The sequence below is a fragment of the Methylobacillus sp. MM3 genome (assembly GCF_001645185.1).
GTDB lineage: Bacteria > Pseudomonadota > Gammaproteobacteria > Burkholderiales > Methylophilaceae > MM2.
Genome location: NZ_LXTQ01000030.1, coordinates 46463 through 60805 on the forward strand (window position 1 = coordinate 46463; position 14343 = coordinate 60805).

Annotated in this window: 19 protein-coding genes; 5 read left to right on the plus strand and 14 right to left on the minus strand. The window is 57.2% G+C overall.

All coding sequences use genetic code 11. From position 1 onward, the window contains the following. Positions 1 to 2 precede the first annotated feature (2 nt). The gene (gene dnaJ / locus A7976_RS08985; RefSeq protein WP_067110416.1) at positions 3 to 1124 is read left to right on the plus strand and encodes a molecular chaperone DnaJ; all 1122 of its coding nucleotides are present in this window, start codon (positions 3 to 5) and stop codon (positions 1122 to 1124) included. A 103-nt stretch (positions 1125 to 1227) separates the two neighbouring features. On the opposite strand, the gene A7976_RS08990 is transcribed toward dnaJ, so the two are convergent. The 3 genes from A7976_RS08990 to gloA all read right to left on the minus strand — a co-directional run bounded on the left by A7976_RS08990 (position 1228) and on the right by gloA (position 2300). Further along, on the minus strand, positions 1228 to 1461 hold the full coding sequence (locus A7976_RS08990; RefSeq protein WP_067110419.1) for a hypothetical protein: 234 nt from the start codon (positions 1459 to 1461) through the stop codon (positions 1228 to 1230). Positions 1462 to 1671: 210 nt separating this feature from the next. Further along, a complete protein-coding gene (locus A7976_RS08995) occupies positions 1672 to 1863 on the minus strand; it encodes a hypothetical protein (RefSeq protein WP_067110423.1) in 192 nt (63 codons plus the stop codon). Positions 1864 to 1904: 41 nt separating this feature from the next. Further along, positions 1905 to 2300, minus strand: coding sequence for a lactoylglutathione lyase (gloA, locus tag A7976_RS09000; protein ID WP_067110426.1), 396 nt, complete (start codon positions 2298 to 2300; stop codon positions 1905 to 1907). Between the two features lie 61 nt (positions 2301 to 2361). On the opposite strand from gloA, the gene A7976_RS09005 reads away from it, so the two are divergent. Then, the gene (locus tag A7976_RS09005) at positions 2362 to 3126 is read left to right on the plus strand and encodes a zinc-dependent peptidase (protein WP_067110428.1); all 765 of its coding nucleotides are present in this window, start codon (positions 2362 to 2364) and stop codon (positions 3124 to 3126) included. Here A7976_RS09005 and A7976_RS09010 read toward each other — a convergent pair whose 3' ends face one another. Genes A7976_RS09010 through A7976_RS09030 form a run of 5 tightly spaced genes read right to left on the minus strand, consistent with a single transcriptional unit; the run spans position 3127 to position 7047 of the window. Continuing rightward, the gene (locus tag A7976_RS09010) at positions 3127 to 3384 is read right to left on the minus strand and encodes a YfhL family 4Fe-4S dicluster ferredoxin (protein ID WP_067110431.1); all 258 of its coding nucleotides are present in this window, start codon (positions 3382 to 3384) and stop codon (positions 3127 to 3129) included. Between the two features lie 14 nt (positions 3385 to 3398). Next, the gene (coaD, locus tag A7976_RS09015; protein ID WP_067111096.1) at positions 3399 to 3884 is read right to left on the minus strand and encodes a pantetheine-phosphate adenylyltransferase; all 486 of its coding nucleotides are present in this window, start codon (positions 3882 to 3884) and stop codon (positions 3399 to 3401) included. Beyond that, the gene (gene rsmD / locus A7976_RS09020) at positions 3881 to 4429 is read right to left on the minus strand and encodes a 16S rRNA (guanine(966)-N(2))-methyltransferase RsmD (protein ID WP_082878066.1); all 549 of its coding nucleotides are present in this window, start codon (positions 4427 to 4429) and stop codon (positions 3881 to 3883) included. The genes coaD and rsmD overlap by 4 nt, the downstream gene beginning before the upstream one ends. Continuing rightward, a complete protein-coding gene (locus A7976_RS09025; protein WP_067111099.1) occupies positions 4410 to 5714 on the minus strand; it encodes a pitrilysin family protein in 1305 nt (434 codons plus the stop codon). The genes rsmD and A7976_RS09025 overlap by 20 nt, the downstream gene beginning before the upstream one ends. A gap of 40 nt (positions 5715 to 5754) precedes the next feature. Next, positions 5755 to 7047 (minus strand): pitrilysin family protein, encoded by a 1293-nt coding sequence (locus A7976_RS09030; RefSeq protein WP_067111105.1) that lies wholly within the window; start codon positions 7045 to 7047, stop codon positions 5755 to 5757. A 195-nt stretch (positions 7048 to 7242) separates the two neighbouring features. Here A7976_RS09030 and ftsY point away from each other — a divergent pair, with 195 nt between their 5' ends. The 3 genes from ftsY to ftsX are packed head-to-tail and all read left to right on the plus strand — an operon-like array spanning position 7243 to position 9757. After that, entirely contained in the window at positions 7243 to 8202 is a 960-nt protein-coding gene (ftsY, locus tag A7976_RS09035; RefSeq protein WP_067110434.1) for a signal recognition particle-docking protein FtsY, read from the plus strand. After that, entirely contained in the window at positions 8199 to 8849 is a 651-nt protein-coding gene (ftsE, locus tag A7976_RS09040) for a cell division ATP-binding protein FtsE (RefSeq protein WP_067110448.1), read from the plus strand. The genes ftsY and ftsE overlap by 4 nt, the downstream gene beginning before the upstream one ends. Continuing rightward, positions 8846 to 9757 carry a permease-like cell division protein FtsX gene (ftsX, locus tag A7976_RS09045; RefSeq protein WP_067110451.1) on the plus strand — a complete coding sequence of 304 codons (912 nt, stop codon included), beginning with the start codon at positions 8846 to 8848 and terminating at the stop codon, positions 9755 to 9757. Before ftsE ends, ftsX begins: the two co-directional genes overlap by 4 nt. Before the next feature lie 34 nt (positions 9758 to 9791). On the opposite strand, the gene A7976_RS09050 is transcribed toward ftsX, so the two are convergent. The 6 genes from A7976_RS09050 to A7976_RS09075 all read right to left on the minus strand — a co-directional run bounded on the left by A7976_RS09050 (position 9792) and on the right by A7976_RS09075 (position 14342). Next, entirely contained in the window at positions 9792 to 10715 is a 924-nt protein-coding gene (locus A7976_RS09050) for a LysR family transcriptional regulator (RefSeq protein ID WP_067110454.1), read from the minus strand. Positions 10716 to 10830: 115 nt separating this feature from the next. After that, positions 10831 to 11865, minus strand: a complete 1035-nt coding sequence (argC, locus tag A7976_RS09055; RefSeq protein ID WP_067110456.1) for an N-acetyl-gamma-glutamyl-phosphate reductase — start codon at positions 11863 to 11865, stop codon at positions 10831 to 10833. Further along, positions 11852 to 12445, minus strand: coding sequence for a hypothetical protein (locus A7976_RS09060; RefSeq protein ID WP_131801012.1), 594 nt, complete (start codon positions 12443 to 12445; stop codon positions 11852 to 11854). Before A7976_RS09060 ends, argC begins: the two co-directional genes overlap by 14 nt. Further along, positions 12442 to 13074: an SCO family protein gene (locus A7976_RS09065; RefSeq protein ID WP_067110459.1), complete on the minus strand. Its 633-nt coding sequence runs from the start codon at positions 13072 to 13074 to the stop codon at positions 12442 to 12444. Before A7976_RS09065 ends, A7976_RS09060 begins: the two co-directional genes overlap by 4 nt. Beyond that, a complete protein-coding gene (locus A7976_RS09070) occupies positions 13071 to 13703 on the minus strand; it encodes a cytochrome c (RefSeq protein WP_205633487.1) in 633 nt (210 codons plus the stop codon). Before A7976_RS09070 ends, A7976_RS09065 begins: the two co-directional genes overlap by 4 nt. After that, positions 13704 to 14342 (minus strand): cbb3-type cytochrome c oxidase subunit II, encoded by a 639-nt coding sequence (locus tag A7976_RS09075; RefSeq protein WP_067110461.1) that lies wholly within the window; start codon positions 14340 to 14342, stop codon positions 13704 to 13706. Position 14343 lies beyond the last annotated feature (1 nt).

The following is a 14343-nucleotide window of genomic DNA, read 5'->3' on the forward strand; positions in this document are numbered from 1 at the left end:
GAATGGCAAAAAAAGACTTTTACGAAGTACTGGGCGTCAACCGCGACGCATCGGACGACGAGCTCAAGAAAGCCTATCGCAAACTCGCGATGAAACACCATCCGGACCGCAATCCGGATAACCCCAAGGCCGAGGAGCACTTCAAGGAAGCCAAGGAGGCATACGAAATTCTTTCGGATAGCCAGAAACGTGCAGCCTACGATCAATACGGCCATGCCGGCGTCGATCAGCAGGCGGGCATGGGCGGCGGCGGTCAGGGCTTCGGCAACTTCTCCGACGCATTCGGCGATATCTTCGGCGATATCTTCGGCGGCGGTGGCGGCGGTCGTCGCTCCAATGTCTATCGCGGTGCAGATCTCCGTTACAACATGGAAATCTCGCTGGAAGAAGCGGCGCGCGGCACCGAAACCAAGATTCGCATTCCCGTCATGGCCGAATGCGAAACCTGCCATGGCTCCGGCGCACGCCCCGGCACCAAGCCCGTTACCTGTACCACCTGCGGCGGCCATGGCCAGGTACGCATGCAACAAGGCTTTTTCTCCATCCAGCAGACCTGCCCCAAGTGTCACGGCAGCGGCAAGATGGTGAAGGACCCCTGCCCCACCTGCCACGGCGACGGCCGGGTCAAGCAGCACAAAACGCTGTCGGTCAAAATCCCCGCCGGCGTGGATGAGGGCGATCGCATTCGCCTGTCGGGTGAAGGCGAAGCCGGCGTCAACGGCGGTCCTCCGGGCGACTTGTATGTCGTCGTGCATTTGAAGGAACACACTATCTTCAAGCGCGACGGCGGCGACCTGCATTGCGAAATGCCGATCAGCTTCAGCACGGCAGCCCTGGGCGGCGAAATCGAAATCCCAACGCTCGACGGCCACGCCAAGGTGAAGATTCCCGCCGAAACGCAAACCGGCGCCGTCTTCCGCCTGCGCGGCAAAGGCATCAAGGCGCTACGCAGCAGCGAACACGGCGACCTGATGTGCCACGTCGCAGTGGAAACCCCGGTGAAACTGACCGAACGGCAGAAGGAAATTCTGCGCGAACTGGAGGAAATCAACCAGTTGGACGCACAGAAACATAGTCCCAAGGCCAAGTCGTGGATGGAGAAGGTGAAGGACTTTTTTCAGTAACTCCTACAACTCAAGAGTATTAAAGAAAGCCCGCATCAGCGGGCTTTCTTGTATGCAATTCGGGTGACGGAGCAGGCAGAGAAATCGAGCCGTACTAACTCAGTTAGGCACGATCGCACAGATCATTCACGCCCTCTTGTTCGGCGCAATGGTCGCAGCAGAACATTCGACCGCTCTTCTCCAGACCGTGGCCGATGATGCGCACGCCACAGTGCTCGCAGGTAGGCGCCAGTGCATGAATGGCACATTCAAAGCTGTCGAACGTATGGGTCTTGCCTTGCAGCAAAACCTCAAAGGATTTGTCGTAGTCGTTTCCGCACGCCTCGCATTTAGCCATGGTGAACCTCCTAATTGGACCGTTACCCCTTACTTTAATATTTTCAGCGACGAGTGAATCGCTGTCCGTGCGCCGGCGTACATATGACAGGTGTATGCCACATCATTCGCGTGGAGCAGGTTTCCCATACCGCATACAACGCGACTTCAGGCGATACGACACAAAAAAGCCGGCAATCGCCGGCTTTCCTATTCCATTCTTCACGCAAACTCAACGACAAATGCCCACATAATCCCCATGCTTCAAATGCGCATCTACTGCGGAATCCCCCACATAAAGCGTCTTCTTGCCCTTGTGGCACACCGGTGTCTTGTTATCCTGCTGCGGCTCCGCTGGGACAATCACGCAACCAGCCACCAAGCCAAACAAAGCCACTGCGGAAGCATATTTGATTACCGTCATTTCGATCTCCGAAATAAATTATTGATGTTGGCCGCCGAAACTTAATATCCGGCAGTACCTTTCTGTATGAACTCGATCTTGTAGCCATCCGGATCCTGGATGAACGCGATCACCGTCGTGCCGTGCATCATCGGCCCGGCCTCGCGGATCACCTTGCCGCCTGCCGCCTTGACCTTGTCGCACGCCTGATAAGCGTCTTCGACCTCGATGGCGATGTGGCCGAACGCATTGCCGTGATCGTAGCTTTCGGTACCCCAGTTATGGGTCAGCTCAAGCACGGTATGATCGCGCTCGCCGCCATAGCCGACAAAAGCCAGTGTAAACTTGCCGTCGGGATAGTCTTCCCGGCGCAGCACCTGCATGCCGAGGATTTCGGTGTAGAACTTGATCGAGCGGTCCAGGTCTCCGACGCGGAGCATGGTATGAAGAATGCGCATGGATTTTTCTCCTTTGTTCCCAGTTGCATGGATGTTCGTATTATCCCCGTAAAATAGCGTCATGGGCATCTTCAAAAACTGGCTGCGCAAACGCACCCTCGCACGACATGCTATTCCGCCATCCGCCTGGCTGGCGGCGGTCAATGGCTTGCCGCTGCTTGCCGGACTGGACGCACAGGCGCTGGAGCGCTTGCGCGCTCTGGCCAGCCTGTTTCTGCGTGAGAAAAGCCTGGAGCCGGTGCAAGGGCTGGCACTCACGGAAGCAATGCGCATACACCTCGCCGCGCAAGCCTCGCTCCCCATTCTGAATCTCGGTATCGACTGGTACGGCGGCTGGAAATCCATTGTCCTGTATCCGGGCGAGTTCGCCACACGCCAGGAGTGGACGGATGAATATGGTCTCGTCCATTCCAGGCGCGAAATCCGTATCGGCGAAGCCTGGCAGCGCGGGCCGGTAGTATTGTCCTGGGCGGATGTCGCTGCCTCGGGCGGATGTGAAGGCTATAACGCGGTGATCCACGAGCTGGCGCATAAGCTGGACTACAGCAGCGGCAGCGTCAATGGCTGTCCGGCATTGCATGATGGCATGCGCGTGCGGAACTGGCGGGCGGCGTTCGAGCCGGCCTATGAGGATTTACGCAAACGCGTCGACCGCGGCGAGGATACCGCACTCGATCCATACGGGACAGTAGCGCCGGAAGAGTTTTTTGCGGTGATGAGCGAACATTTTTTCGAAACGCCGAGCTTGCTGAAACGCGAATATCCGGCGGTGTATGAACAACTGAGATTGTTCTACCGGCAAGATCCGGCAGAACGTCTTGGATGATTACTTCTTGCCGCTACCCACCAGCCGCAAATACTTCGCCATCAACTGGTCGTGCGTCTCGCGCACGTCCGGATTGAACGGAATGCAATCGATGGGGCAGACTTCCTGGCACTGCGGCTTGTCGTAATGCCCAACGCATTCGGTGCACTTGTCCGGGTTGATCTCGTAGATTTCCTCGCCTTGCGAAATGGCGCTGTTCGGGCATTCAGGCTCGCATACATCGCAATTGATGCATTCATCGGTAATCATTAAAGCCATAGTTCAAAACTCCATCAGCGGTTGCGCATCTTGCGCTGCAACGATTCCTGCACCAGCGGCGAAACAAACTGGGATACGTCGCCACCCAGCACCGCAATTTCCCGCACCAGGCTGGCGGAAATGAACATGTACTGCTCCGCCGGTGTGAGGAATAAGGTTTCGACTTCGGGATAGAGTTTGCGGTTCATTCCCGCCAGTTGAAATTCGTATTCAAAATCGGATACCGCACGCAGGCCGCGCACTACCACGCTGGCACCCTGCTCCCGCACAAACTGCATCAGCAGGCCGGAAAAACCCATCACGCGCACATTGGGACAATCGGCGAGAACTGCCGTCGCCAGCTCGACGCGCTCCGGCAAGTTAAAAAATGACTTCTTGGAGGTGTTGTCCGCCACCGCCACCACCACTTCGGAAAACAGGCCCGCGGCGCGGCGGACAATATCCTCATGGCCGCTGGTCAGCGGGTCGAAAGTACCGGGATAGACGGCTTTTGAATTCATGGATGACATTTTAACAGGTGATAGTGCACGCTACCCGCCTTACCGTGCTTGTAGACTTGCCAATCCGGTCCATCCTGCAATGGTGATTCAGATTCGGCATAAACAACCCCATCGGGAGCCAGGTGCGGCGCCAGCAGCGGCAGGAGCTTTTCCAGCCAGCCCTGACCGAATGGCGGATCGAGGAAAATCACGTCGAACGGCTGCGTATCCTGAGCCAGGAATTGCAAGGCATCCATGCGGAGCAAGCGCACCTGGCCGGCTTTCAGCAATGCGGCATTGTCAGCCAATGCACGATGCACCGCCGGATTCTGCTCCACCATCGTCACTGAGGCCGCATAACGCGAGGCCGCTTCGAACCCGAGCGCTCCGCTGCCGGCAAACAAATCCAGGCAAGCCTTGCCGTGCAGCTCCTGTCCCAGCCAATTGAATAGGGTTTGGCGCACACGATCAGGCGTCGGACGCAGCCCGAGCGCATCCGGAAAACGCAGCATGCGGCTGCGCCATTCCCCGGCGTTGATGCGGACCTTATTTGCCGTTGCCGCCAACGATCACCGTCACCATGTTCTGCGGCTTGACGCGCCGCGCAAATGCATCCTTGATCTGCGCCGTGGTCACCTTGGCGACTTCCTTGTTGAAGTCATCGAGGTAGGTCAGCGGCAAGCCATAGAAGCCGATCACCGCCAGGTAATCCAGGATCTTGCCATTGCTGTCGATACGCAACGGGAATCCGCCGATGATATTGTCCTTGGCCGCTTTCAGCTCCTTGGGCGTAGGGCCGGACTGGATGAATTTATCCAGCGTTTCGCGCACCACCTTGAGCGCGGCATCGGTCTGTTCGCGCTTGGTCTGCAAGCCGATCTGGAACGGCCCCGCTTCGCGCATCGGCATGAAGTAGCTGTAAACACTGTAGGCCAGCCCGCGCTTCTCGCGCACTTCTTCCGTCAGCAGCGACACGAAACCGCCGCCGCCCAGAATGTAGTTGCCGACATAGAGTGGGAAATAATCGGGATCGCCACGCTTTACGCCGGGATAACCGAGCAGGATGTGCGATTGCGCGGCAGGATGCGAAATACGCGTTTCAACCGGGGCGCTCGGCAATGGCACAGGCGGAATCGCCGCTGCGGCTGCGCCTTCCGGCAGTCCGGAAGCCAACTGCTCGGCAATTGCTTCGGCCTGAGCACGAGTCACATCACCGATGATGGCGACTACCGCATTACCTCGCGTGTAGTGACTGCGATGAAAGGCGATCAAGTCGTCGCGTGTGATTTTTTCGACGGTTTCCGGCTCCATCATTTCGTCCAGCGCGTAGGGATGGCTGCCGAACAGAGCCTTGGAAAATGCCTTGCCGGAAATGCTCTCCGGCTGGGTGGCGGCTTCGCGCAGGCCAGCGATGGCGCGCGCTTTTTCGCGTTCGAGCACGGCTGCCGGAAAGTCAGGCTTTTGCAATAGCGTGGCGAGCAGTTCAAGCGCCGCGACACGCTCCCGCTCACTCGACAAGGTACGCAATTTGAGGCCCGCACGGTCCAGGTCGAACTCGCCGCCAGGCTGTGCGCCTATATCGGCAAAACGGTTGGAAATCTGGTCGTCGGTCAGCCCGCCCGCGCCGAGCGAAAGCATGCCCTGCGTCAGCCCCGCCACTCCAGCTTTTTCGGGCGTATCGAAGCTGCTGCCGGCAGCAAAATTGATACTCACGTCGAGGATGGGCAAGTCGTGGTTTTCCACGAAATACACCTTGGCGCCGGAAGCGCTTTGCCAATGCTGGATAGGCAGTGCCGCCTGCGCGGCCGCAGACATGGCCAGCGCAATAATCCCGAAAAACAGTCTAGTCATCGCATCCACTATGTTCTTGTTGGAAATTCCCCACGAAAAATTAGTGCACATGCGGCACCTCCGGGGCTTGCGGCTTGTTTTCGTCTATCGGCTGCGGATCGAGGACGGCAACCGTCAACTGATCGTCAACCAGATATTTATTGGCGACGGCTTTGACCTGCTCGGCCGTCACGGCCTGCAAGCGCTTCGGGAACTCGTCAAGATCGCGCCATGAAAATCCGGTGCTTTCCAGCATGCCGATCTGCATGGCCTGGTAGAACATCGAGTCGCGCTGATACACATCGGCCGCGATCACCTGCGCCTTGACGCGCTGCAATTCGTCCTCGGTAATTCCATCTTCCTTCAGCTGCTCGATCTGGCTGCGAATCGCGAGTTCAAGATCCTCCACTGAGTGGCCTTCGCTCGGGGTACCGTCGAATTCGAACAAGGCCGGGCCGCGATTGACCGCGTCGTAACCGGCACCGACATTGACGGCGATACGCTCGCGGCGCACCAACTCTCGGTTAAGGCGGGATGCCGGGTTGCCATCCAGCACGCCGGCGAGGATTTCCAGTGCATACGGCTCCCAGTCGTCGGCCTTGCTCAGCGATGGGGCATGGTAGGCCATTGCAATATAAGGCAGCTTGGCCGGCGCCTTGACCGTCACTCGCCGCTCACCCTTCTGCTCAGGCTCAACTTGCGGCTTGCGCTCGGGCAGCTTGCGCGCCTTCAGCGGGCCGAAGTATTTCTTCGCGAGACGGAAAACTTCCTGCGGCTTGACGTCGCCTACCACCACCAGCGTGGCATTGTTGGGCGCATACCAGCGCTTATACCAGTCGCGGGCGTCCTGGGCATTCATGTTTACGAGATCGTTCATCCAGCCAATGACCGGGCGGGCGTAAGGATGCGCCTGCAAGGTTGCAGCCATCAACTGCTCGCCGACCAGCGCCTGCGGCTTGTCATCGGTGCGCCAGCGGCGCTCTTCCATGACCACCTGGATTTCCTTGGCAAACTCCTTGTCGGTCATGTTGAGATTGACCATGCGGTCGGATTCCAGCTTCATGGAAAGCTCAAGGTGAGATTTTTCCAGTTGCTGGAAGTACACGGTGTAATCGCGGCTGGTAAAGGCGTTTTCCTTGCCGCCTGCCGCCGCGACGATGCGCGAAAACTGGCCGGCCGGGACTTTTTTGGTGCCCTTGAACATCATGTGTTCCAGTACGTGCGCCACGCCGGTCGTACCGTTGAACTCATCCACGCTTCCCGCCCGGTACCACACTTGAGACACCACGACAGGTGAACGGTGGTCTTCCTGCACCACCACCTTGAAGCCATTGGGAAGTTTCATTTCCTGCATATTTCCGGCAAACGCCGCCGCCGGCAGGAATGCCAGCAGGATCAACCACCATCGAATCAGCACGTTCAGTTCTCCGTTTTTTGTCGATTATACCTTCTGCACAGCTCAGTCTCGGCACTGCGCAGGCTTTATGACTGAGTATCCGTCCTCAAGTTCTGATTAGCGCGCAACTCCCATTCCGAATAAAATAGCCACATGCTTAATTTCTTCAAAAAGAACAAGGACGAATCCCCTTCCCCTGAACCCAAGGCCAGTTGGGCCGAACGGCTCAAGCAAGGGCTCACTCGCACCCGCACCCAGCTGGGCAACCAGCTCGGCGGACTATTCGGCGGCGGCAAGATCGACGAAGAGGTCTACGAGGAACTCGAATCCATCCTGCTCACTGCCGATGTCGGCGTCGGTGCAACGCAAGCGCTGCTCGAACAGGTGCGTACCACGGTCAAACGCCAACATCTGACTGATACCACGCAATTGCGCGAGGCGTTGCAACAAGCCCTGATCGGGTTGCTCGAGCCTTTGGCGCAGCCGCTGGATACCGGCACACACAAGCCCTACGTGATCATGCTGGCCGGCGTCAACGGCGCCGGCAAGACCACGACCATAGGCAAGCTTGCCTGGCGATTGCAGGCCGAAGGCAAATCCGTGCTGATCGCCGCCGGCGACACCTTCCGTGCCGCCGCCCGCGAGCAACTCGCCGAATGGGGCGAGCGCAATCAGGTGCAAGTCATCTCGCAAACCGGCGGCGATCCGGCTGCGGTGATTTTCGATGCGGTCAACGCCGCCAAGGCGCGCGGCATCGATGTCGTGCTGGCCGATACCGCCGGACGCCTGCCGACCCAGCTCAACCTGATGGAAGAAATCCGCAAGGTGAAGCGCGTGATCGACAAGGCCTATCCCGGCGCCCCACACGAAATACTGCTGGTGCTGGACGCCAACACCGGGCAGAACGCCATCGCACAGGTCAAGGCTTTCGACGATGCGCTCGGCGTCACCGGGCTAGCATTGACCAAACTGGACGGCACCGCGCGCGGCGGGGTGATTGCTGCCATCGCCAAGGAGCGGCCGATTCCGATTCGCTTCATCGGGGTTGGCGAACAACTCGACGATTTGCAGCCATTCGATGCGAAGGAATTCGTGGAGGCGCTGTTCTCGTGATCAAGTTCGACCGTGTCGGCAAGCTGTATCCAGGTGGTTACGAAGCGTTGAAAAACCTCTCCTTCGAAATCGAAAAAGGCGAGCTGGTGTTCGTCACCGGCCATTCCGGTGCCGGCAAAAGCACACTCTTGAAACTCATTGCCGCGCTGGAGCGCCCCACCGCCGGCACCGTGCTGATCGGCAACCAGAATGTCAGCAAGCTGCGCCGGGCAGCCGTGCCATTCCTGCGGCGCAAATTCGGGCTGGTGTTCCAGGATCACAAGCTGCTTTACGACCGCACGGTGTTCGATAACGTCGCCTTGCCGCTGCACATCAATGGCGTCGTCGGCCATGAGGCCGGCAAGCGCATTCGCGCCGCATTGGACAAGGTTGGCCTGCTGAGCCGCGAAAAAGCAATGCCGATTACGCTGTCCGGCGGCGAGCAGCAGCGGCTCGCCATCGCCCGCGCAGTTGTCAGTCGGCCGGCGATTCTGATCGCGGACGAACCGACGGCCAACCTCGACGAAACCTATGCATCTGAAATCATGAAGCTTTTCCACTCCTTTCATCAGGTCGGTGTCACCGTATTGATCGCTACGCATGACGCGCATGGCAGCACGGAATTCGGCGGGCGTACGCTGCATCTGGCGCAGGGAGAACTACGATGATCGGCCAAATGCTTGCGCAGCATCGTCTGGCCTTTTCGCTGGTTACCGCCCGCATGCGCCGCGCACCCTTGGCATTGCTGATGATGATTGCGGTCATCGGCGTCACGCTGTCGCTGCCGGCAATGCTTTACGTCGCGCTGGAAAACCTCCAGCGCCTCGCCGGCGGCTTCCAGACCGCGCCGCAAATCAGCCTTTTCCTCGCGATGAGCGCACCGGAGGATCAGAAAAAAGAAATCGACGCCCGTCTGGATAAGCACGATGGCATTGCGACGTACCGCTTCGTCAGCCGCGACGAGGCATGGCAGAAAATGCAGCAGAGCACGGGGCTGGCGGAGATTACCGGCGGGCTGGAGCAGAACCCGCTTCCCGACGCCTACGTCATTGAGACCAAGACCGGCGATCCCGCCGCCATAGAACGGCTGCAGCAGGAAATACAGCAATGGCCGGGCGTGGAGCATGCGCAACTCGATGCCGTCTGGATCAAGCGTTTGCATGGTCTGCTGGAACTCGGCAACAAACTGGTGCTGGTCATCGCCGGATTGCTGGGTTTCGCGCTGCTGATCATCACCGGCAACAGCATACGCCTGCAAATTGCCACCCAGCGCGAGGAAATCGAACTGAGCCGCCTGATCGGCGCGACCGACCGTTTCATCCGCCGCCCATTTCTATACGCCGGTACGCTTTATGGCATCGGCGGCGGCCTGTCGGCTTTGCTGATCCTGGTTGGCGCGGTCTGGCTGTTCAACGAGTCAGTCGCCGAACTCGCTCGACTGTATGCATCGGACTTTCGGCTATTGATGCCGACCGCCGATGTCAGCCTCGCGCTGGTAGGCGGCTCGGCACTGCTGGGCTGGATAGGCTCCTACGTCGCCGTGAATCGTGCGCTAGCCGACATTGAGCGCTATTAGCGCCGTAGGCGTCATCGCTTATACCGGCTCATTGTCACGGAATCTGGGATCTGGTTTGCACCAGATCGCTGCTCTCGAAAAGCTCGGCAATCCAGTCAATGAACGCCCGGACTTTGGTGGAAAGATGCCGGTTCTGCGGATACAGGGCATATATCGGCAAATCTTCGGAGAGATAGGTGCCGAGAACAATAACGAGTTTCCCCGATGCAATGCAGTCCTGCACCATGAAGGTAGGCAGCTGGACAATGCCAGCGCCTGCCAGCGCAGCCGCTGCACATGCATCCCCGTCGTTAAGCATCAGCCGGCGGCGGCCGGAGACCAGGGTTTTGCTGCCGTCCTTGGAAAAATCGAATTCGAAAACCTTGGCGGTTTTTGAAGAAAAATAATGCACGCCCATGTGGCGTTCGATATCCGCCGGCGTCTCGGGCATGCCGAACTCCGCCACATAAGCCGGACTGGCGCAGGTAACAAATTTGAGCGACCCCACCCTTCGCGCCACCAGCGAGAGATCGGTAATCTCGCCGCCCCGGATCACGCAATCGACACCCTCCTCCAACAGATCGACCGGCCTGTCGTTGCAGCCAACTTCCAAATCGATCTCTGGATACCGACGGAAAAAATCCGCCAACGCCGGAATGATGATGCGCCGGCCAATCGACCCAGGCACATCCACGCGCAGCCGTCCTTTCGGGCTCGCCGTCGCCTGGCTGACCAGCGATTCAGTTTCCTCGAGTTCTTGCAGCAATCGCACGGCGCGCTCGTAGTAGGCGGCGCCGTCGGTAGTAACACTGACGCGCCGGGTCGTCCGGTTGAGCAATTTGACGCGCAACCGCGATTCCAGCGCCAGCACCTGCGCCGAAACCGTGGTTTTAGGCAGGCTCAGTGAAAGCGCCGCCTTGGTGAAGCTCGCCAGTTCCACAACCCGGGTAAACGCAAGCATGGCATCAAAGCGGTCCATTTAGCCAACCCCTATTGTTCAATCTTATTGGACAGAATTGCTAATGATAGCGCTTTTATACATATTTAATGCATAAGTGGAGTTTTGCAGTGCAATCCTGAAGGGCCAAGACCCGTCATGGCAACAAAGGAATTTCCTTCAATCCGGCGCCTTCATCGAAACCAAACATGATGTTCATATTCTGAATAGCTTGCCCTGCAGCACCTTTAACCAAATTATCAATGACGGACATCACTACTACGGTCTCATTCCCCTCCCTTGAATGCACAGCGATGCCGCATCTGTTCGATCCACGCACACCACGAGTTTCCGGATGGGAACCACATGGAAGGACATCGACGAAAGCTTCGTTTTTATACGCATTCTCGAATAGCATTTGCAAATCCACATGCTTATTTAACCTTGCATAAAGCGTGGCATGAATACCCCGAATGGCAGGCATCAAGTGCGGAATAAAAGTTAGTTTGACCGCGTTATTGCACATGGCAGTTAGCCCTTGGCAAATTTCCGGCAGATGGCGATGGCCTGAGACGCTGTATGCTCTGAAGTTGTCCGAAACCTCCGGAAACAGTAACTGCTTTTCTTTTTTCCGGCCACCGCCGCTGGCACCTGAGACCGCATCCGCAATCAGCGTATCCGCATCCACAACCCCGGCCTGCAATAACGGCTTGAAGCCTAATTGAATTGCGGTTGGAAAGCAGCCGGGGTTGGCGACAATTTGCGCCTTTCTGATCGAGTCTCGGTTTAGCTCCGATAGGCCATAAATGGCTTCGGAAACCAAGGCAGGGCAGGCATGCGGCATGCCATAGGATTTTTCCCATACTGGAATGTCCTGGATGCGAAAATCCGCGGACAAATCGATGATCCTTGCCCCCGAACCCAGCAACGCAGGAATCTGCCGCATGGCCGTACCATGGGGTGTCGCAAAGAAAATGACATCACAGGCACTGAGATCGGCACTCTCCGGATCGACAAACACCAGGTCGACATGATTTCGAAGATTCGGAAACAGGTCGCTCACTGGACAGCCTGATTCACTTCGCGAGGTGGTCATTACGACCCTTGCTCGCGGATGCCGACAAAGAATTCTTAATAGTTCCGCACCGGTATAACCGGACCCGCCTACGATCCCTACATCAATCGATCGCATTTCGTTGATTCATTTCGTTTGCATTGGTCTGGAGATATGTGTCGGCGCCCCAAAGACACAGCACTGCAATCGCAAGAAATATAAGCCCTAAACCCGTATCAGACTGCTGTTCGCTGAGATAAGCTGCGCAGAGTTGCCTGGGTGCATCTCGATATAAAAATCCGGCCGTCAACGTCATCCAGACCCAGTTCAAGACAAAAAATGCCTTCAATACGGGGATCGACTTTTTCCAAGCCGCCCCCAGAAGGAGCCCGGCGAATAGCAGGCTGGCCACTTTGACAGTAGCGATATCCCAATTCAGGACTGCGAGATCAAGTGCCGAAGGGAACATCCAGTACGAGGTGATCAAAAAAGACGCGAGCAATGCCGTCACGCCGTCTCGATTCCATGGAGCCAGCATGCGACCAAGCGTGTTATCGCATATGCGGGCTGCCAGCCAACCGATGCAGAACAATCCCGGCAACTCCAGCACCATATGGCGAGCCATTGATTCCTCCAGCCATGGCCGAAGCAATCCAAGCGCAGCCAGTAAAATCCCTGGAACAAAAAGAGCTAAAGGGGCTGTGAGATATTTGTTCATCCATGGAGTGATTCTGCTAATGCCGTAGCGGGCTCATCCATAGCGTAAGCGCCTGCCAATCTTCCTTGCCGATCGACCAGAAAAATGGCGGCATTATGCGCATAACCACCCAAACCATCTGGCAATACCGTAATTTCAAATGCTCTAAGCAGCGACGCCAGGTCAGACCTGTCGGCGACAGTAGCGAATTTCCATATGTCCTGATCGGCCTTCATGGTGTCCGCATACCGCCTCAAAACAGCCGGTGTGTCGCGCGCCGGATCGAAGCTCAACGTCAACAGCTTGATATGGCTGCTCCATCCATTGTCCTGAATCAACTTTTCAAGATGCAGTTGATCGATGGCTCCGGCCCGGCATATCGTGCGACAGTTTGTATAGATGAAGGTGATGAGCGTAACTTGTCTGCCGTCCGGGTTGGAACGGCCTATTTGCGCCAGGCTCAATGTTTCACCCGAACTGTCGATGAGTTTGATATCCGGCAACGGTTTAGGGAATTGCTTCAGGTCCAGACGGCGGGCCTCCTCGGTAGTCACGGCTCTAAAATTTCTCGTAACGCTGGCAAAAGCCGCTAGCGCCAATACGACGATCAACAGGCAGGCAAAACCGGTTTTATGATTGGCGAGACTCATGGCGCGGGAGAGCCCGGAAGGAAGTCGATGAATGTTTTGATTTCGTCGGTACCAGTCCATGGTGCCGAGCGCGTCGCCGATGCCGCCCTGCCAGTAGCGACAACCTCAGCGGCGATGGGCTGCGCCTTATTCCCCCATTGGCTTCGTACATGAGTCAATACCGCAGCCATTTCACTGTCGCTCAATTGGCTTCCGAAGGCTGGCATCGAACCTTGATAGGTTTTTCCAAGAACCTCAACCTTCCCCGAAAGCCCATGCAATAGAATCTGGCTTAACACCTTTTCATCGCCCAGTACCCACTCGGAACCCGCCAGTGGAGGAAAAACTCCCGAAAGCCCTTGGCCGTTCGCTTGGTGGCAGGCTTGGCAATTGGCCGTGAACAATTGCATGCCATTTGCAGTATCTTTTGACGCAACCACATCGGCTTTCACCAGGGTCTCAGGATCGCGTCCATCGCCCAGAGAAGCGACACCATCGGGCCGCTGCGTAAAAATGTATCCTGCACTCCATAGCGCCAACCCCAGCACGAGACCCACAACTACGCGGGGAACAGGGTTCGTCTGTTCGAGCGGTTCTATGTTTTCCTTGTTATTTGCATGTAATGGTTTCATTTTTTCAAGCGCTTTCAATTAATCGTTGGTAGGGACGCGAGCTTTTCTCAGGGCGGCCAATTTGGCCTCTTCAGGCGTCAATACCGGGTAGTTGTGCTTCATGCCAGTGAGATAGGCCACCAGGTTCAAAGCTTCTTCGCCAGCCACGACAACCTTGCCGTCTGGAATGGCTCCTTCCGGCAAGGAAACAACACGGTCACCCTTGGTCGTCTCGGCTTTGTTCTTGATCTCAAACAGATATGGGAATCCTGGCATCACGCTCCCGGGAACATACAGCCGCGGCTGGTAAAGATGCCCCAGATGCCAATCTTCGCTAGGCTGACGCTCGCCAATGTTGAAAAGATCGGGGCCGGTACGCATGGTCCCGAGAAGAGGCGGCGAGTCATAGTGATAATCCGCGGCGACGGATGCCCGTCCCCAGCCACGCTGGGCATCGGCAATACCGGCACCTGTGGTGCTCGGTTGTTGCGTATGGCATGCAATGCAGCCATTGGCAATATAGGCATTTCTGCCTCGCGCCTGCCCCGGGCTATAAGGTTTCAGCGCTTCTGGCGCGGGGACATCCTTCAACTGCAGGAAAGGCAGAGCTACCAGGGCGCAGGTTGCAAATGACAGTGTCACCATGGATCCGGCAATCAGTTTCAGGCTATTTTCCATG